This window comes from Corynebacterium sp. LaCa_205 (assembly GCF_057458085.1).
On sequence record NZ_CP190931.1, the window covers coordinates 997,507 to 1,014,966 of the forward strand.

At 57.2% G+C, this 17,460-nt stretch carries 19 protein-coding genes; 17 read left to right on the forward strand and 2 right to left on the reverse strand.

What is annotated here, in order from left to right:
* Window positions 1-30: 30 nt before the first annotated feature.
* The 17 genes from ACP8J1_RS04905 (at window position 31) to ACP8J1_RS04985 (ending at window position 13,247) form a co-directional block, all read left to right on the forward strand.
* Window positions 31-699, forward strand: a complete 669-nt coding sequence (locus ACP8J1_RS04905) for an L-threonylcarbamoyladenylate synthase (protein ID WP_023027842.1) — start codon at window positions 31-33, stop codon at window positions 697-699.
* A 12-nt stretch (window positions 700-711) separates the two neighbouring features.
* A complete protein-coding gene (locus tag ACP8J1_RS04910) occupies window positions 712-1,887 on the forward strand; it encodes a glycosyltransferase family 4 protein (RefSeq protein WP_023021756.1) in 1,176 nt (391 codons plus the stop codon).
* 16 nt (window positions 1,888-1,903) lie between these two features.
* The gene (locus ACP8J1_RS04915) at window positions 1,904-2,329 is read left to right on the forward strand and encodes a Cg1360 family ATP-synthase-associated protein (protein ID WP_023021755.1); all 426 of its coding nucleotides are present in this window, start codon (window positions 1,904-1,906) and stop codon (window positions 2,327-2,329) included.
* 455 nt (window positions 2,330-2,784) lie between these two features.
* Window positions 2,785-3,585 (forward strand): F0F1 ATP synthase subunit A, encoded by an 801-nt coding sequence (gene atpB, locus ACP8J1_RS04920; protein ID WP_023021754.1) that lies wholly within the window; start codon window positions 2,785-2,787, stop codon window positions 3,583-3,585.
* A 102-nt stretch (window positions 3,586-3,687) separates the two neighbouring features.
* On the forward strand, window positions 3,688-3,927 hold the full coding sequence (locus ACP8J1_RS04925; RefSeq protein ID WP_023021753.1) for an ATP synthase F0 subunit C: 240 nt from the start codon (window positions 3,688-3,690) through the stop codon (window positions 3,925-3,927).
* A 42-nt stretch (window positions 3,928-3,969) separates the two neighbouring features.
* The gene (locus ACP8J1_RS04930; RefSeq protein ID WP_023021752.1) at window positions 3,970-4,539 is read left to right on the forward strand and encodes a F0F1 ATP synthase subunit B; all 570 of its coding nucleotides are present in this window, start codon (window positions 3,970-3,972) and stop codon (window positions 4,537-4,539) included.
* Between the two features lie 6 nt (window positions 4,540-4,545).
* A complete protein-coding gene (locus tag ACP8J1_RS04935) occupies window positions 4,546-5,361 on the forward strand; it encodes a F0F1 ATP synthase subunit delta (protein ID WP_023021751.1) in 816 nt (271 codons plus the stop codon).
* 60 nt (window positions 5,362-5,421) lie between these two features.
* Entirely contained in the window at window positions 5,422-7,062 is a 1,641-nt protein-coding gene (gene atpA, locus ACP8J1_RS04940; RefSeq protein WP_023021750.1) for a F0F1 ATP synthase subunit alpha, read from the forward strand.
* Between the two features lie 50 nt (window positions 7,063-7,112).
* Entirely contained in the window at window positions 7,113-8,102 is a 990-nt protein-coding gene (locus ACP8J1_RS04945; RefSeq protein ID WP_023021749.1) for a F0F1 ATP synthase subunit gamma, read from the forward strand.
* A gap of 3 nt (window positions 8,103-8,105) precedes the next feature.
* Window positions 8,106-9,551 (forward strand): F0F1 ATP synthase subunit beta, encoded by a 1,446-nt coding sequence (atpD, locus tag ACP8J1_RS04950; RefSeq protein WP_023021748.1) that lies wholly within the window; start codon window positions 8,106-8,108, stop codon window positions 9,549-9,551.
* Window positions 9,552-9,561: 10 nt separating this feature from the next.
* Entirely contained in the window at window positions 9,562-9,930 is a 369-nt protein-coding gene (locus ACP8J1_RS04955; RefSeq protein WP_023021747.1) for a F0F1 ATP synthase subunit epsilon, read from the forward strand.
* A 181-nt stretch (window positions 9,931-10,111) separates the two neighbouring features.
* Window positions 10,112-10,588 carry a DUF2550 domain-containing protein gene (locus ACP8J1_RS04960; protein WP_023021746.1) on the forward strand — a complete coding sequence of 159 codons (477 nt, stop codon included), beginning with the start codon at window positions 10,112-10,114 and terminating at the stop codon, window positions 10,586-10,588.
* A gap of 23 nt (window positions 10,589-10,611) precedes the next feature.
* Window positions 10,612-11,304, forward strand: coding sequence for an endonuclease NucS (gene nucS / locus ACP8J1_RS04965; protein ID WP_023021745.1), 693 nt, complete (start codon window positions 10,612-10,614; stop codon window positions 11,302-11,304).
* Window positions 11,304-11,588, forward strand: a complete 285-nt coding sequence (locus ACP8J1_RS04970) for a hypothetical protein (RefSeq protein ID WP_080971253.1) — start codon at window positions 11,304-11,306, stop codon at window positions 11,586-11,588. Before nucS ends, ACP8J1_RS04970 begins: the two co-directional genes overlap by 1 nt.
* A gap of 10 nt (window positions 11,589-11,598) precedes the next feature.
* A complete protein-coding gene (locus tag ACP8J1_RS04975; RefSeq protein ID WP_034656448.1) occupies window positions 11,599-11,907 on the forward strand; it encodes a thiamine-binding protein in 309 nt (102 codons plus the stop codon).
* Window positions 11,908-12,834: a tetratricopeptide repeat protein gene (locus tag ACP8J1_RS04980; protein WP_023021743.1), complete on the forward strand. Its 927-nt coding sequence runs from the start codon at window positions 11,908-11,910 to the stop codon at window positions 12,832-12,834.
* 20 nt (window positions 12,835-12,854) lie between these two features.
* The gene (locus ACP8J1_RS04985) at window positions 12,855-13,247 is read left to right on the forward strand and encodes an arsenate reductase/protein-tyrosine-phosphatase family protein (RefSeq protein ID WP_023021742.1); all 393 of its coding nucleotides are present in this window, start codon (window positions 12,855-12,857) and stop codon (window positions 13,245-13,247) included.
* Window positions 13,248-13,252: 5 nt separating this feature from the next.
* On the opposite strand, the gene glgB is transcribed toward ACP8J1_RS04985, so the two are convergent.
* Complete coding sequence (gene glgB, locus ACP8J1_RS04990) at window positions 13,253-15,370, reverse strand: 1,4-alpha-glucan branching protein GlgB (RefSeq protein WP_486697245.1); 2,118 nt, start codon at window positions 15,368-15,370, stop codon at window positions 13,253-13,255.
* Between the two features lie 44 nt (window positions 15,371-15,414).
* Complete coding sequence (locus ACP8J1_RS04995; RefSeq protein WP_034656479.1) at window positions 15,415-17,424, reverse strand: maltotransferase domain-containing protein; 2,010 nt, start codon at window positions 17,422-17,424, stop codon at window positions 15,415-15,417.
* Window positions 17,425-17,460 lie beyond the last annotated feature (36 nt).

The following is a 17,460-nucleotide window of genomic DNA, read 5'->3' on the forward strand; positions in this document are numbered from 1 at the left end:
ACACCACTTAGGGCAAGAAGGGGAAAGACTATGCAAGGAAAGATTTTTAACTGTGCCGATGAGGCCGAGCGCGAAGAGGGCCTGAACATTGCGGTCAAGGCTGCACAATCCGGTCGCCTCGTGGTCATGCCCACCGATACGCTGTATGGCCTTGGCTGCGATGCCTTTGATAATGATGCCGTAGCCAATCTCTTGGCTACCAAGCAGCGCGGTCCGGATATGCCGGTACCGGTTTTGGTTGGTTCCTGGGATACCGTTCGCGGTCTCGTGGCTTCCTATACCGATACTGCGCGTGATTTGGTCGAGGCCTTTTGGCCGGGTGGCCTGTCTATCGTTGTTCCTCAGGCGCCATCCTTGCCGTGGAACCTCGGTGATACCCGCGGCACGGTAATGCTGCGCATGCCGCTGCACCCCATTGCAATTGAGCTTTTGCGCGAGGTTGGTCCGATGGCTGTGTCTTCCGCCAATATTTCTGGCCACCAGCCACCAACCACCGCGCTTATGGCTAAACAACAGCTGGGTAAAGCCGTAACGGTTTACTTGGATGGGGGAGAGACGGCCGTCGGTAAGCCTTCCACCATCATCGATCTCTCCGGTGAGCGCCCGTATCTACTCCGTGAAGGCGCGCTCTCGGCCGAGGAAATCGGCAAGGTCATCGGCCTCGATGCCCAAACCCTGCGCACCCGCCCCCAGGCTTAAGGAGGTATTCGCGTGAGCGGCAGTGGTGTCCCGCTGCGCGAGTTGGCCCTTGTCATCCTCGTCGCAGCAGCATTTACGTATCTGACCACCGGTGTGGTGCGCTCCTTTTTAGTGCGCACCGGCCGGGTGGCGGAAATTCGCCTGCGCGACGCCCACACTCAGCCCACTCCCCGCATGGGTGGTGTGGCCATGTTTACTGGCTTCGCGGCGGCAATATTCCTCGCAGCCCAGCTTCCAGCCTTGACTCGCGGCTTTATGCCCGTCACTCCGGAAATGAATGCGGTGCTATGGGCGGCCTTGGCGCTGGTGCTCGTTGGCGTGGTCGATGACCTAGTAGAACTCAGCGCCGTCGTGAAGCTTTTTGGCCAGCTTTTCGCTGCCACGCTCATGAGTGGGTTGGGCCTTACCTGGACACTACTTTTCATTCCGTTTGGCGGCGGCACCACCGTTGTGCTGGACCAATTGCAAAGCACCCTGCTCACCGCATTCTTTACCGTCTTGCTTATCAATGCCATCAACTTTGTAGACGGGCTTGATGGCCTGGCAGCAGGCCTTGGAATGATTGCAGGAGGGGCAATTTTAGTTTTTTCCTTGACCGTCCTCCATGACCAGGGCGGCGCTGTATCGGCCTATCCGCCAGCCATTATTAGTGCCGCACTGGTGGGAATGTGCGCCGGCTTCTTACCCCATAACTTCGAACCATCCCGCATTTTTATGGGCGACTCCGGCTCCATGCTTATCGGCCTTTTGCTCGCTGCGGCCTCAACTTCTGCGTCCGGCAAGATCAACATGTCTCTGTATGGCACGGTGGATATTGTCGCGTTGATGTCACCCATTATCGTGGTCGCCGCAGCGGTATTTATTCCAGTCCTCGACCTTGTCTGGGCTGTTATTCGCCGCCTATCGCACGGCCGTTCACCGTTTTCTGCGGACAAGGCGCACATTCATCACCGCCTCCTCAAGCTTGGGCATACTCATAGGCGTACCGTGCTAGTGCTCTACTTGTGGGTTTCCGCAGTGGCATTTGGTGCGGTGTCCTTTTCCATCGTTCCCGCGCCGGAGGCCATTGGCGTGACTATTGTGGCCCTGCTTCTCGCGTTTGCAGCTACTCTCGTGCCCTTGCGGCAAGGAAAGATTGGCCCTGCTGCTCGAGAGACCGTCGTGGTGGCGGAAACCGAGCCCTCGTGAGGTAGGCTCGGTCTCCGTGAATGATCCTAAAGTAAACTCTGATTTTGATGATCCGCGTCTGCCCCTCAAACGCGCCGTGCAGCTAGGTGTCAAAGCGTTGCTTGTCATTATGTTGGTATCACTTGCCATTTGGGGGGGATTGAAAGGCCTTCCCGGAATTTGGGGCGTCTTAATTGGTGCAGCTCTAGGCGGAGGATTCGTATTGTGCACGGCTCTTTCAGTCCTATTTACAGCCAAGTCAACCCCCTCGACAACAATTGCAGTGGTGCTCGGTGGGTGGCTGCTTAAGCTAGTTTTGCTCTTGGGGGTTTTGGCAGTAATTAGGGAAATGGATTTCTATGACACGTGGGCCTTGTTTCTTAGCGTAGTTGCAGCTCTTGTTGTAACCCTCGGAACCGAAGTCTGGGGGATAGTTACTTCTAAAGTGACGTACGTGGCTTAATCGGCGTTCAAAGAATGCTGCCAAAAGCTTGGGGCAGCTCAGCATCATGGGGGATACCGAGCAGCTCTATTTCATCTGTTACTTGCGGTTATGAGAGATTTATACCCCCGACGAGGGGCGGGTGAGATGTGGTGTGATGAATTCCACGCTTATGAGTTTGGCCAGCAAATCGCAGGTTTATAGCTTAATTACTTACTTTGGAATTGAAGAGTAGCTTCTATGGGGCCCCCACGTGCAAAAACTCAGGATCCAGCTGATACGATTCACTTCGGGTTACCGTGGAAGTAGGCACGTGCTCTCTTCCGGTATTGGTAAATCCCTGTCTTGTTCATGCTGATGTGCGACGGAGTCCGTGAACAGGACAGAAAGTTTGAGACGTCCATCGCACCACAAAAGCTTTTACAAGCTGTGTGGCCCGAACACGGGAGAGAACGCTGAGCGTTACAACATTGGCTATGAAAGGGCACTTCCACACGCCCGATCTAGGTGAAGAATTCTTCCCGGGGCAAATTGATGCCGACCATCTTTTTTTCGGTGACTTCGCCGGCGGATGGTTCGCGCTTGATCGCCTGATGCTGATTCGAATCTTGATGACGCTAATTGTGGTGATCCTTTTCTGGGCCGCCTTTAAGAACCCTAAGTTGGTTCCTTCTGGCATTCAGAATGTGGGCGAGAATGCGGTCGACTTTGTCCGTATTCATATCGCTGAGGACATTTTGGGTAAGAAGGAGGGAAAGCGATTTCTGCCAATTATCGCTAGCATCTTCTTCGCGGTTCTATTCATGAACGTTGCGACCGTTATTCCGGGGCTTAATGTCTCGCCGAACGGACGTATTGGTATGCCAATTGTCTTGGCCGCGGTTTCGTACATTGTGATGATTTACGCGGGTGCCAAGAGGTATGGCCTTGGTAAGTTCATTCGCTCCTCGGTAGTGATTCCGAACTTGCCACCGCTATTGCATCTTTTGGTGGTACCGATTGAGTTTTTCTCTACGTTCATCTTGCGGCCGGTTACCCTTGCTATTCGTCTCATGGCGAACTTCCTTGCTGGACACATCATTCTGGTTCTTCTCTTCTCTGCTACGAACTTCTTCTTCTGGCAGCTGAATGGTTGGACCGCACTGTCTGGATTAACCATTATTCTGGGCTTGGCTATGAGCCTGTTCGAGATTCTGGTTATCTTCCTACAGGCGTACATCTTCGCTCTTTTGACGGCGGTGTACATTGAGCTGTCCTTGCACGCTGATTCGCACTAAGGACGAGGTCGACGAGCGCGACCGAGTAAACCACCTAATTTAAACCATCGACATTCAGTCTTGAGACAGACTGAAATTCTACGAAAGGGAACGACTTTCACCATGAACGAAATCATTCTGGCAGCGGATGCCGCTTCGAAGTTTGAAGGACTGGGCACCATTGGTTATGGCCTGGCGGCTATCGGTCCAGGCATCGGTATCGGTATCGTTGCCGGCAAGACCGTTGAAGCTATGGCCCGTCAGCCAGAAATGGCTGGTCAGCTGCGTACCACCATGTTCCTGGGTATCGCCTTTACTGAGGCCTTGGCACTTATCGGTCTCGTTGCCGGCTTCCTGTTCTAAGAGCTCGAGTTTTCACACCGAATCTTTTAAGACGGGAGACCAATGAATAACGTCGTTTACTTGCTTGCAGCAGAGGGCGGAGATAACCCAGGTTCGGGTAGTTTCTCTGTTCTTCTGCCCAAGAACTATGACATTTTCTGGTCTTTGCTGTGCTTCATCGTAATTCTGTTGCTGTTCTGGAAGTTTGTAATTCCTATGTACAGCAAGATGTTGGCAGAGCGTGAAGACCGGATCGAGGGCGGCTTGAAGCGTGCCAAGGCTCAGCAGGCCGAGGCCAAGGCTGCTCTGGAAAAGTACAATGCTCAGCTGGCTGATGCCCGTGCAGAGGCAGCCGAGATCCGCGAGCAGGCGCGCGAGCGCGGCAAGCAGATCGAGGCCGAGGCCAAGACCAACGCGGAAGAAGAGTCCCGCCGCATCGTCGCCAATGGCGAGAAGCAGCTGGAGGCTTCCCGTTCGCAGGTTGTTACTGAGCTGCGTTCCGAAATGGGCCAGAACTCCATCAACCTGGCGGAGAAGATTCTGGGCGGCGAGCTTTCCGACGCCTCTAAGAAGTCCTCCACCATTGATGGCTTCTTGTCCGAGCTCGACTCTGTGGCACCGGCCGGAAAGTAGGCAACTATGAAGGCAGCTAGCCGCGAAGCACTCGCAACCTCGCAATCTCGCTTGGATGAAATCCTTGCTGGCGAGAATAACGTCGCCACCGCCGCACAGGCGGGCTTGGACATCTTTGAGGTTGTCGATGTCTTGGATGATGACCGCGAACTGCGCGTTGCATTCACCGATATCGCCGCCCCGAGCGGGGCACGTAAGTCCCTAGCGGAGAACCTTTTTGGCTCCAAGATTTCTGGTGGTGCGCTGCGCATCATTCAGGAAGCTGCGGCCGTACAGTGGTCCACTCCGAAGGACTTTGTCAAGGGATTGGTTTCCTTGGGCCGCCGCGCACTGCTGCGTGGCGCTGAGGCGCAGGGCCAGCTGGGCCAGGTAGAAGACGAACTCTTCCGCCTTTCCCAGATCCTTGACCGCGAGGGCGAGCTCACCCAGCTGCTTTCCGACCGAACTGCTGATTCCGCCCGCAAGCGCGGATTGCTGGCAAACGTGCTCTATGGCAAGGTCACGATGTTTACTGAGGCACTGGTGCTTCAGGCCATCTCCCGCCCAGAGCAGAACCCGATCGATGATGTGGCCGCTTTGGCTGATTCTGCAGCAGACCTGCAGGACCGCACCATTGCGCGTGTTACCGCAGCGGGTGAACTAAACGAAGGCCAGCAAGCAGTACTCGCTGAGAAGCTGGGCAAAATTTATGGTCGTGCGATGTCCATTCACTCTGAGGTTGACACCAGCCTCCTCGGTGGCATGCGCATCCGCGTCGGCGATGAAGTCATTGACGGTTCTACGGCAGGCAAGATTGCTCGCCTGCGTGCCCAGATGGCGTAGCCGAAACGACAGAAACGATTTAAGTAAGTGCTGGAAGATACTACCGAGAGCAGGAAGAACATGGCGGAGCTGACGATCTCCTCCGACGAGATCCGTAGTGCGATTGCGAACTACACCTCGAGCTACTCCGCGGAGGCCTCCCGTGAGGAGGTCGGCGTGGTCATTTCGGCAGCTGACGGTATTGCGCAGGTTTCTGGCCTGCCGTCCGTTATGGCGAATGAGCTGCTCGAGTTCCCAGGCGGCGTGATTGGCGTCGCACAGAACCTTGACACTAACTCCATCGGTGTCGTGGTCCTGGGCAACTTCGAGTCCCTCAAGGAGGGCGACGAGGTTAAGAGGACCGGCGAGGTTCTCTCCATCCCAGTGGGCGAGGAATTCCTCGGCCGCGTAATTAACCCTTTGGGTCAGCCGATTGACGGCATGGGCCCAATCAACGCTGAAGAGGAACGCGTCCTCGAGCTGCAGGCACCGTCCGTGCTGCAGCGCCAGCCGGTTGAAGAGCCAATGCAGACCGGCATCAAGGCTATCGATGCAATGACCCCGATCGGCCGTGGCCAGCGTCAGCTGGTCATCGGTGACCGTAAGACCGGTAAGACCGCGGTGTGCATCGATACCATTTTGAACCAGAAGGCTAACTGGGAGTCCGGCGACAAGGATAAGCAGGTACGCTGCATCTACGTCGCAATTGGCCAGAAGGGCTCGACCATCGCTGGTGTGCGCCGCACCCTTGAGGAGCACGGCGCACTCGATTACACCACCATCGTGGCCGCACCGGCTTCCGATTCCGCCGGTTTCAAGTGGTTGGCACCGTTCTCCGGTGCAGCGCTGGGCCAGCACTGGATGTACCAGGGCAACCACGTCCTGGTTATCTACGATGATCTGACCAAGCAGGCTGAGGCCTACCGTGCCATTTCCTTGCTGCTGCGCCGTCCCCCGGGACGCGAGGCGTACCCGGGCGATGTGTTCTACCTGCACTCCCGCCTGCTGGAGCGTGCTGCCAAGCTTTCCGACGACATGGGTGCTGGCTCCATGACCGCACTGCCGATCATCGAGACCAAGGCAAACGACGTCGGCGCCTTCATTCCGACCAACGTCATTTCTATTACTGACGGCCAGGTCTTCCTGGAGTCCGACCTGTTCAACCAGGGTGTTCGTCCGGCTATTAACGTCGGTGTTTCCGTCTCCCGTGTCGGTGGCGCTGCACAGACCAAGGGCATGAAGAAGGTTGCCGGTAACCTGCGTCTGGACCTGGCCTCCTACCGTGATCTGCAGGCCTTCGCGGCATTCGCATCTGATCTGGATGCTGCCTCCAAGGCTCAGCTGGAGCGCGGTTCCCGTCTGGTTGAGCTGCTGAAGCAGTCCGAGTCCTCCCCGCAGCCGGTGGAGTACCAGATGGTATCCATCTACCTCGCCGAGGCTGGCATCTTCGACGTCGTTCCCGTTGAAGACGTCCGCCGCTTCGAGGACGAGGTACACGAATACCTCAACGCCAACACCCCAGAGGTCTTTGAGCAGATTTCCGGCGGCAAGCCGCTAACCGATGAGTCCAAGGACGCATTGGTTGCGGCAGCTAAGGATTTCCAGCCGACCTTCCGCACCTCCGAAGGCCATAACTTGGGCTCTGAGGCACCGGTAGAGCCTTTGGATGAAAGCGACGTAAAGAACACCGAGCTCAACGTCTCCCGCAAGACGGCTAAGTAGAGTTCAGAACTCATAACTAACCGTCTAGATTAAAGAAGGGAGGAGAAACGATGGCTAATCTTCGCGAACTACGTGACCGCATCCGGTCCGTTAATTCGACTAAGAAGATCACCAAGGCCCAGGAGCTTATTGCTACCTCGCGCATTACCAAGGCGCAGGCCAGGGTAGAAGCATCTCAGCCTTATGCGACTGAGATGACCAGCATCATGAATAAGCTGGCTTCCGCCTCTACGTTGGAGCATGACATGCTGCGTGAGCGCGAAGACGGAAACGTCGCAGCCATTCTCGTGGTCACTTCTGACCGCGGTATGTGTGGCGGCTACAACAACAACGTCTTCAAGAAGGCCGCACAGCTGCAAGCTCTCCTGGAAAGCAAGGGCTACGAGGTAGTTCGGTACGTTACCGGCAACAAGGGCATCGGCCACTACAAGTTCCGCGAGGACGAGGTAGTTGGCAGCTGGGGCGGTTTCTCTCAGGACCCAACCTGGGAGGCCACCCACGATGTGCGCCGTCACCTGATTGATGGCTTTATTGCTGGTTCCAACGGCACTACCAAGGGCCGCGACGGCCTGCATGCGCAGGGTGAGGGCGTAGGTGTACGTGGCTTTGACCAGGTACACGTTGTCTACACCGAGTTTGAGTCCATGTTGACCCAGACTGCGCGCGCACAGCAGCTGTTGCCAGTTGAGCCGGTTATTCAGGATGAGGAGTACCACCTCGGTGACTCCGCTCTGTCCGACGCCGAATCTGCGGAGGATGTTGCCGCCGGATTCGAATTCGAGCCGGACGCAGATACGCTGATGGAAGCTCTGCTTCCGCAGTACGTCTCGCGTATCCTGTTTGCTATGTTCTTGGAGGCTTCTGCCTCCGAGTCCGCTGCACGCCGTACAGCTATGAAGTCTGCTACTGACAACGCAACCGAGATGGTCGAAGACCTCTCCCGCGTGGCTAACCAGGCCCGTCAGGCACAGATTACCCAGGAAATTTCAGAGATCGTCGGTGGCGCTGGCGCGCTATCTGACAGCGCAGAAAGTGACTAGATTATGACTACAGCTCTGCAAGAGCAGAATGCACAGTCTTCGGCAGTCGCCGGTCGTGTCGTGCGCGTCATCGGTCCGGTTGTGGACGTGGAGTTCCCACGTGAGGCACTGCCGGCCCTGTACAACGCACTGCACGTCGACATCAAGCTCGAAGCTGTTGCAAAGACCGTCACCCTCGAGGTCGCTCAGCACCTCGGTGACAACCTTGTCCGTACCGTGTCTATGGCACCGACCGACGGCCTCGTCCGCGGTGCCGAGGTCATCGACTCCGGAAAGCCAATTTCCGTGCCGGTCGGCGACGTCGTCAAGGGCCACGTCTTCAACGCCCTCGGTGATTGCCTCGATGAGCCGGGTCTCGGCCGCGATGGCGAGCAGTGGGGAATCCACCGCGAGCCGCCAGCGTTCGACCAGCTCCAGGGTAAGACCGAGATTCTGGAGACCGGCATTAAGGTCATCGACCTGCTGACCCCGTACGTCAAGGGCGGCAAGATCGGCTTGTTCGGCGGTGCAGGTGTGGGTAAGACCGTTCTGATTCAGGAGATGATTACCCGTATCGCCCGCGAGTTCTCCGGTACCTCTGTCTTCGCCGGCGTCGGCGAGCGTACCCGTGAGGGCACCGACCTCTTCCTGGAAATGGAAGAAATGGGCGTGCTGCAAGATACCGCCCTTGTCTTCGGCCAGATGGATGAGCCGCCAGGAGTCCGTATGCGTGTGGCTCTGTCCGGCCTGACCATGGCGGAGTACTTCCGCGATGTGCAGAACCAGGACGTGCTGCTGTTCATTGACAACATCTTCCGCTTCACTCAGGCTGGCTCTGAGGTTTCGACCCTGCTGGGTCGTATGCCTTCCGCCGTGGGCTACCAGCCCACCTTGGCTGATGAGATGGGTGTTCTGCAGGAGCGCATTACCTCGACCAAGGGCCGTTCCATTACGTCCCTGCAGGCCGTTTACGTTCCTGCCGATGACTACACCGACCCGGCTCCGGCTACGACGTTCGCTCACTTGGACGCCACCACCGAGCTGGACCGTGCTATTGCTTCCAAGGGTATTTACCCTGCAGTGAACCCGCTGACTTCTACCTCTCGTATTCTCGAGCCAGGTATCGTCGGCGAGAAGCACTACGAGGTTGCACAGCGCGTCATCGGTATTCTGCAGAAGAACAAGGAACTCCAGGACATCATCGCCATCCTTGGTATGGACGAGCTGTCTGAGGAAGACAAGGTCACCGTTCAGCGTGCCCGTCGTATCGAGCGCTTCTTGGGCCAGAACTTCTTCGTTGCGCAGAAGTTCACCGGCCTGCCGGGCTCCTACGTACCGCTGTCCGAGACCATCGACGCCTTCGAGCGCATCTGCGATGGCGAGTTTGACCACTACCCAGAGCAGGCTTTCAACGGCTTGGGCGGCCTTGACGACGTCGAGGCTGCATACAAGAAGTTGAACGAGAAGTAGGGAGAGGCACATGGCTGACATCACCGCCGAATTGGTTTCCGTCGAGCGCCTGCTGTGGTCTGGACAGGCCTCCATGGTCACGGCTGAGACCACCGAGGGTGAGATCGGCGTGCTTCCCGGTCACGAGCCAATGATCGGTCAGTTGATCGATAATGGCGTGGTGACCATCCACCCAGTGGACGGCGAGCGCCGCGTCGCCGCCGTGCAGGGTGGTTTCCTCTCCGTTACCCAGGACAAGATCACCGTCCTCGCTGATTGGGCCATCTGGTCCAATGAGGTGGATGAGGAGAAGGCTCAGAAGGACTTTGCTTCTGAGCACGAGCTCGCCAAGTCCCGTGGCGAGGCCGCACAGCGTGCTGTCCGCCGCGCCAAGGCTTAGTACCTTGGATTGATAGGAGAGGGCAGCAATAGCCGCCCTTCCTGCTCTCTAAAGGCGCCCCGGTTTAAACCGGGGCGCCTTTTTGCGTTTTCTTTGCCTTTTCTTATTGGCGTATAGGTCCTGCCAAGCGCTACAATTCAAGAATCAGTTTCTCCACAAAGCGAGGATGGCGTGAAGGCCCATGAATTCAACGGTGGTTACAGTGCTTCTGTGGGCCCTTGGCGTGGCCCTATTGCTGGTTATTTTTCTGGCTGCGCTTCGCTTTTTTACCGTGCGTGCACGCGGCACTGCCGTCTTGCTACGCCGAGTACCCGCTAGAAATTCCCTTTCTTGGCGCCATGGTTCGCTGCGTTATGAAGGCGAATTTGTGGAGTATTTCAAGCTCCGCTCCGTTTCTCCGCGCTGCGATCTGCGTATCAACCGCCTCGACATCGAAGTAGTAAGCACCCGCTCGCTCGATGATGCCGAGGCTTCTTTTATGTCTGCCGCCACCGAGGTTGTTCGCTTTCGGGTCAAGGGCCGGGAATATGAGTTGGCATCTGATGCCCACGGCATTATGGCCTTCGGGGCGTGGGTAGAGGCCGCACCATCCAAACGTCAGCAGCGCTTCGACTTCCGGCAACTTCGCCAGCGCGCTACCCGTCAATCCAAGCGATAAGGTTACCCGCTAGGGTAGAGGGCATGCGTTTAGTAATCGCCCGATGCTCCGTAGATTACGTGGGCCGTTTGGATGCCCACCTTCCCATGGCAGACCGTCTACTCATCGTCAAGGCTGACGGCTCTGTATCCGTGCATGCTGATGACCGCGCGTATAAGCCGCTTAATTGGATGACCCCTCCGTGCACGTTAAAAGAATCCGCCATTGAGGACCTAGACGGTGACGATACCGGCGAGGTTTTGTGGCTGGTGGAAAATCCTAAAGGCGAGCAGTTGCGCATTACAATTGCTGAGATCCATGAGGAAATCTCCTATGACATGGGTGAAGACCCAGGCCTAGTCAAAGACGGCGTGGAGGCTCACTTGCAAGAGCTTTTGGCAGACCAGATCGATACCTTGGGCGATAGCTATACGCTGGTACGCCGCGAATACCCAACGGCGATAGGCCCGGTAGACATTATGGCGAAAGATGAAAACAACAAAAATGTTGCCATCGAGGTGAAGCGCCGTGGTGGGATTGATGGCGTGGAGCAGCTGACGAGGTATCTGGAGTTGCTTAACCGTGATGAGCTTCTGGCCCCAGTATCTGGTGTATTCGCGGCCCAGGAAATCAAACCGCAGGCCCGCACGCTAGCAGAGGACCGAGGCATTCGGTGCGTCGTACTGGACTATCAGGAACTCCGCGGACTTGAGTCGAACGAATTGCGATTGTTCTAATGCCACGGCGGAATAGACGCAAACCGCTCGAGCTTCGATCCTTGCCTAAAGATGGTTCGACTTTTCTCGGCTCGCAGACGGTCGAGGGGCCTAGCTGGACGCACGGTGAACCCTATGTTATGCGGCATATCGGTTCTGCGCGTGCCCAAAAGTACTATGTGTGCCCAGGGTGTAATCAAAATATTCCTCCCGGGGTGGCTCATATCGTGGCGTGGCCGCGCGACGTGGGCCGCCAGGGCGATGATCGTCGGCACTGGCACCGCCACTGCTGGGAGCGTAGGTAGACTAGCGGGCATGATTGTTGCATTCTCTGTAGCCCCTGCAGTAGTTAATAATGATTCCCAAGAAATGGCTGACGCCGTCGCTGAGGCCGTGCGCGTAGTCCGCGAATCCGGCCTTCCTAACGAGACCAATGCCATGTTCACCCTGCTTGAAGGCGAGTGGGACGAGGTCTTTGGAACTATTAAGAAGGCCACTGACGCGGTGCGTGCGGTATCCCCGCGCACATCTTTGGTGGTCAAGGCTGATATTCGCGAGGGCGTAACCAATCAACTGACTGACAAGGTAGATGCGGTTAACCGCCGCCTTGCAAAGGAGGACTAGATGACTTCAGCAAATAATGCTTATGTAGGAGGCGCGCTCGACCTCAGCCAAGTAAAGGCGCGGGCCGAGGCACGGCAGAAGGCACAGGAATCTCCGCAGACCACTGCTGGCGGGATCCAACCCTTCTTCACTGTGACGGAAGCTAACTTCGACCAGGACGTGGTGCGCCGTTCTACGGAAGTTCCGGTGATTGTTCTCATTGGCACCGCCCGTTCCACGCAGTCGGAGCAGCTAAAGACCGACCTACAGGGGTTGGCCGCGCAAGGAAACCGCAGCTTCCTAGTTGCCTACGTGGATGCAGATACTACCCCACAGGTTGCGCAGGCCTTTGGCGTGAAGAACCTCCCCACTGTGGTGGCCCTGGGCGCTGGGCGGCCGCTGACGAATCTCGAGGGTGCACAACCACTAGATGCGCTAAAACAATGGGTAGATGCCTTGGTGCAGAATGTTGGCCCACAGTTGAAGGGCCTACAGAGCGATGCGGGAGAGCCCCAGATCCAAGAGGAAGAAGAGGATCCGCGCCTCCAAGAAGCAGAGGGCTTCTTAAATGCTGGCGATTTTGATGGTGCTCTTAAGGTCTATAACTCCATCTTGGAGGCTGAGCCCGAAAACGTGCAGATTAAGCAGGCCCGCGATACAACCGTACTGCTCAAGCGCCTTGATCCTGCCAACCAGACCGAGGATCCGATTGCGGCTGCGGAAGGGGACAAGGGGGACGTCGATAAGCAGATGCGTGCTGCCGACGCCGAAGTGGTTGCCGGCGCCCCAGAAAAGGCCTTTGATCGCCTCATCGAGACGATGAAGGCAACGGCCGGTGATGAGAAAGCTCGCGTGCGCGAGCGCTTGCTGGAGCTCTTCGGGCTCTTTGAGGGCAATGACCCGCGCGTGATGGAAGCTCGCACCAAGCTGGCGAGTGCCCTGTACTAGCTTGGGTAGGATGGGAAAGCATGACTTCAGTGCTTTTCCTGTGCAATACAAATCGCGGCAAGTCGCAGATGGCTGCGGCGCTTGCCGCCAAGCATGCGCCTGAGTGGGATATTTACTCGGCTGGGGTGCAAACTACCCCGGAACATATCCAGCAGGGCATCAATCAAGAGGCCAAAGCTTCCCTCGCGAAGGTGGGGGCAGAAATGACTGGTACTCCTGCTCTAGTGGATCCCCACCTTGCTGCCGCTGTCGACCACGTCATCGTGGTAGGTGATGCGGAATATGACGGGCCAGCGCAGAGGTGGGCCATCGAGGATCCCTCGTTGCGTGGTCTGGAAGGTGAAGAGCGCATGGATGCGCTTCGCGATGATATCGAAGCGCGCGTGGTGGAGTTCCTACGCACGCAGCGATAGGCGTTTTATTGCTCCAGTACGTACCACTGCACCGAGTTGGCCGGTAGGTGAAGCGTGGCGGAATTATCCGCCACGTGAATATGCTGAGGAAGCGGGTTCCCAGCGCCCTCATAAACGGCATCATCGGTGTTAAGTACCATTTTCCAAGCACCATCACGTGGAACCCAGAGGCCGTAGTTGGGAATGGAAGAACCCGACAGGTTGCACACAGCGAGCAAGGCAGACCCGTCCGCGCCATAGCGGACGTAACCCAGCACGTTATTGCTCGAGTCATCGGCCTTGACCCATTGGAAGCCGTCTTGGCTAAAATCCTGGCTCCACAAAGCTGGGGTGTCGCGGTAAATGAGGTTGATATCGCGCACGAGGCGCTTAATGCCCCGGTGCCACTCATTGCCCCAACCATCGAGGTTGCCCCAATCCACGGAATGCTCCTCGGACCACTCGGTGGTTTGTCCAAATTCCTGGCCCATGAAGAGCAGATTCTTGCCAGGGTGGGAGAACATGTAGCCATACAAAGCGCGCAATCCGGCGGCCTTATTCCAGTCGTCGCCAGGCATGCGCTGCCACAGTGAACCCTTGCCGTGGACTACTTCGTCGTGGCTAAACGGCAACACGTAGCGCTCAGAATAGGCATACACCATGGAGAAGGTGAGCTCGCCATGGTGATAGGAGCGGTGGATGGGCTCGTGCTTGAAGTACTCCAGGGTGTCATTCATCCATCCCATATTCCACTTCAGGGAAAAGCCCAGCCCGTTCTCGGAAGTAGGAGCGGTAACGCCCGGCCAGGAGGTGGATTCCTCGGCGATGGTGAGTACGCCAGGATGGGTGCGGTTGAGGGTGGCGTTGGTTTCCTGCAGGAATTGGACGGCTTCTAAATTCTCGCGCCCGCCAAACTGATTGGGTAGCCATTCATCGCGGGAGTAGTCCAGGTAAAGCATGGAAGCGACGGCGTCTACGCGCAGGCCGTCAATGTGGAATTCTTCAGCCCAATACAGGGCGTTGGCTACGAGGAAATTGCGCACCTCATTGCGGCCAAAGTCAAAAACATAGGTACCCCAGTCGGCTTGCTCGCCGCGGCGGGGATCGGGGTGCTCATAAAGCGCTTGACCATCGAAGCGGCCTAAGGCCCAGTCATCTTTGGGGAAGTGGGCTGGCACCCAGTCCACGATGACCCCGATGCCGTTTTCGTGCAGTGCATTGACTAATGCGCGGAACTCATCCGGCGAGCCCCACCGCGCTGAAGGCGAGTAATAGCCAGAGACTTGGTAGCCCCAAGAGCCGCCGAAGGGGTGCTCGGCCACGGGCAAGAGCTCGACGTGGGTAAAACCATGCTCCTTGAGATAAGGGATGAGCTCCTCGCGAAGTCGGTTATAATTCGCCCCGACCTTCCACGAGCCAACGTGGACCTCATAGATGCTCATCGGGACATCGAGGTTGCCGGTGCGCTTGTCCATCCACGCGGAATCAGACCAGCCGAAGCTGGTGGAATCCACGATCGAGTCCGTTTCCGGCGGACAGGTGGTGCGCTTGGCCAATGGGTCGGCCTTGTCTTGGCGGCCTTCCTGGCTAAAGATGGCGAACTTATAGTGCTCGCCAGCACCGATGCCTGGGACAAAGACCTCCCATACGCCGGTAGAACCGAGCGAACGCATGGGGTACTGGGTAGGATTCCAGCCGCAGAAATCGCCCACGACGGCAACACCTTGGGCATAGGGGGCCCATACGGCAAAGGACACACCGCTTACGGGGCCCATCTCTGTGTCATAAGAGCGTAGGTTGGCGCCGAGGACATCCCAAAGGCGCTCGTGGCGACCTTCGCCGATAAGGTGCAGATCTAGAGAGCCGATGGTGGGCAGGAAATGATATCCGTCTGCCACGGTGCGGGTAGGGGCGCCGGGGTAGGAGATTTCGAGGCGGTAGTCGCAGTTCTCGCCTACTTCCGCTTCCCAGATATCGTCGCCCACCAAATTCATAGACAAGGATTGTGTGGGGGTATGAAGTTGTACCGCGGTGGCGCCAGGCTGGCGGGTACGGACGGTACCTTCATGCCAGCCGTAGAATCCGTGTGGGTCATGGTGGCGGCAGTCATTGAGACGAGCGAGGTCAGCGGCCGGGATGTTCATATAATCAGGGTACCTAGATTGGGTGCGTTCCGGTGGACAAATGTTTACGGGCGATAGTCGGTGACCTCGCGCCAGGTGAGCTGCTCCTGAAGGGCATGGTCGGCAGGGGGAAGGACGAAGACATGGGCGACGTCGCGAAGCGGCTCTAAGCGCACAAAATTGCGCTCGGACCAGTGATAGGCAGAGCCGGTAATCGTGTCTTGGACGGAATAGGACTCGCCGGGATGGCGGCCGATAGCGCGCATATCTACCGTAACGGTCGCTTCTTGCGCATTGCGCGGATCCAGGTTGACCACGACGAGAACCACATTGCCGGTGGCTGGATCGGCCTTGGAATAGGCAATGATGGCGTCATTGTCGGTGTCATGGAAGCGGAGGGTACGCAGTTGTTGCAATGCGGGGTTATCGCGGCGAATCTGATTGAGCAGCCGGATATAGGACTCTAAAGAGTCTCCTGACGCAACCGCAGCAGCAAAGTCGCGTGGCCGCAGTTCGTACTTCTCCGAGTCGAGGTATTCCTCGGACCCTGGGGCTACCGGGGTGTGCTCATAGAGCTCAAAACCGGAGTACACGCCCCATAGCGGAGACATGGTGGCAGCGAGGACAGCGCGTATGGCGAACATGGCGCGCCCCCCGGTTTGTAAAGATTCATGCAGGATATCCGGGGTATTGACAAAAAGATTAGGCCGGCAAATATCCGCCTGCTCTACGTGCATCTGGCCAAATTGGGTGAGCTCATGCTTCGTGGTCTGCCAAGTGAAGTAGGTATAGGACTGGGAAAACCCTGCTTTTGCTAGCCCGAAAAGGCGAGGGGCGCGGGTAAAGGCCTCTGCCAAGAAGATGACGTCTGGGTGGGTGGCGTGTACGCGGGTAATCAGCCAATCCCAGAAGTTGGCGGGCTTGGTGTGTGGGTTATCTACGCGGAAAGTGCTCACTCCGGCTTCGACCCAAATCATGAGCGTTTCATAGATTTCGTGATAGATGGCATCCTGCGCGTTATCGAAGTTGAGTGGATAGATATCCTGATACTTCTTCGGTGGGTTCTCAGCGTAGGCGATGGTGCCATCTGGAAGGACAGTGAAAAATTCTGGGTGGCTGGTGGCCCACGGGTGATCGGGCGATGCCTGCAGCGCGAAATCAAGCGCTACTTCCAGGCCAAGTTCCTGGGCGCGAGAGACCAGCTTCTTGAAGTCTTCTATTGTGCCCAATTCGGGGTGGGTGGTGGAGTGGTCCTGGATGGCCCACGGACTTCCCACATCACCGGGCTCAGCAACGACCGAGTTATTTTTTCCCTTCCGATGCACCTTGCCAATGGGATGAATGGGTGGAAAATACACCGTATCGAAGCCCATATCGGCCACGCGCTCTAGTGCTTGGGCAGTAGTGTCGAAGGTGCCGTGCACAGGATTTCCCTCTTTGTCCCAGTCACCCGTGGAACGGGGGAAGAGCTCATACCACGAGTTATAAAGCGCGGCCGGGCGCTCCACGTAGACCTCGTGAATGGCGCCTTCTACTAGGAGATCACGCAGGGGATGGGAGTGCAGGATGTCTGCGGCCTCGTCCGAGAGCGCCACCTGCACGCGCTTATCGACGTCCAAAGACTCATCCTCCAAGTCCCGTGCAGCAGCAAAGAGGGGCGCCACAATATCCGAGGGGGTTTGCAAGGCCGCCCGAGAAAATAGATCCGCACCATGCTGGAGGTCATTGGCCAACTCGGCAGCGGATTGCCCAGCCGCCATCTTTTTAGTAACCGCGTTCTTCCACGTAGCAATGGGATCGGACCAGGCATCGACGCGGAAGTACCAAGTGCCTTGGGTACCTGGGGTAAAGACGCCGTGCACTCGATCTTGGTCTTTGGGGTCTACCTGCATGGTGACAGAGGACGTAGCCGTGGACCGCGCCGCCCAGGCAGACAAAGTGGCTGAGACCGCGTCGTGGCCTTCGCGCCAGACCAGTGCGGTGACGGGAATTACCTCGCCCACAACGGCTTTAGAAGCTACAGAACCGGCGGAGATAAGCGGGCGGACATCGTCAATACCAAGGCGAGTAGTCATGCCCATAAGACTAATGCAGCTGTGTCAATTTCACCG

What these genes read in the sequence shown, in the direction of transcription:
- ACP8J1_RS04905 (WP_023027842.1), top strand. Translation starts at nt 31, where the DNA reads ATGCAAGGAAAGATTTTTAACTGTGCCGATGAGGCCGAGCGCGAAGAG.
- atpB (WP_023021754.1), top strand. Translation starts at nt 2,785, where the DNA reads ATGAAAGGGCACTTCCACACGCCCGATCTAGGTGAAGAATTCTTCCCG.
- ACP8J1_RS04925 (WP_023021753.1), top strand. Translation starts at nt 3,688, where the DNA reads ATGAACGAAATCATTCTGGCAGCGGATGCCGCTTCGAAGTTTGAAGGA.
- ACP8J1_RS04930 (WP_023021752.1), top strand. Translation starts at nt 3,970, where the DNA reads ATGAATAACGTCGTTTACTTGCTTGCAGCAGAGGGCGGAGATAACCCA.
- ACP8J1_RS04935 (WP_023021751.1), top strand. Translation starts at nt 4,546, where the DNA reads ATGAAGGCAGCTAGCCGCGAAGCACTCGCAACCTCGCAATCTCGCTTG.
- atpA (WP_023021750.1), top strand. Translation starts at nt 5,422, where the DNA reads ATGGCGGAGCTGACGATCTCCTCCGACGAGATCCGTAGTGCGATTGCG.
- ACP8J1_RS04945 (WP_023021749.1), top strand. Translation starts at nt 7,113, where the DNA reads ATGGCTAATCTTCGCGAACTACGTGACCGCATCCGGTCCGTTAATTCG.
- atpD (WP_023021748.1), top strand. Translation starts at nt 8,106, where the DNA reads ATGACTACAGCTCTGCAAGAGCAGAATGCACAGTCTTCGGCAGTCGCC.
- ACP8J1_RS04955 (WP_023021747.1), top strand. Translation starts at nt 9,562, where the DNA reads ATGGCTGACATCACCGCCGAATTGGTTTCCGTCGAGCGCCTGCTGTGG.
- ACP8J1_RS04960 (WP_023021746.1), top strand. Translation starts at nt 10,112, where the DNA reads ATGAATTCAACGGTGGTTACAGTGCTTCTGTGGGCCCTTGGCGTGGCC.
- nucS (WP_023021745.1), top strand. Translation starts at nt 10,612, where the DNA reads ATGCGTTTAGTAATCGCCCGATGCTCCGTAGATTACGTGGGCCGTTTG.
- ACP8J1_RS04970 (WP_080971253.1), top strand. Translation starts at nt 11,304, where the DNA reads ATGCCACGGCGGAATAGACGCAAACCGCTCGAGCTTCGATCCTTGCCT.
- ACP8J1_RS04975 (WP_034656448.1), top strand. Translation starts at nt 11,599, where the DNA reads ATGATTGTTGCATTCTCTGTAGCCCCTGCAGTAGTTAATAATGATTCC.
- ACP8J1_RS04980 (WP_023021743.1), top strand. Translation starts at nt 11,908, where the DNA reads ATGACTTCAGCAAATAATGCTTATGTAGGAGGCGCGCTCGACCTCAGC.
- ACP8J1_RS04985 (WP_023021742.1), top strand. Translation starts at nt 12,855, where the DNA reads ATGACTTCAGTGCTTTTCCTGTGCAATACAAATCGCGGCAAGTCGCAG.
- glgB (WP_486697245.1), bottom strand. Translation starts at nt 15,370, where the DNA reads ATGAACATCCCGGCCGCTGACCTCGCTCGTCTCAATGACTGCCGCCAC.
- ACP8J1_RS04995 (WP_034656479.1), bottom strand. Translation starts at nt 17,424, where the DNA reads ATGACTACTCGCCTTGGTATTGACGATGTCCGCCCGCTTATCTCCGCC.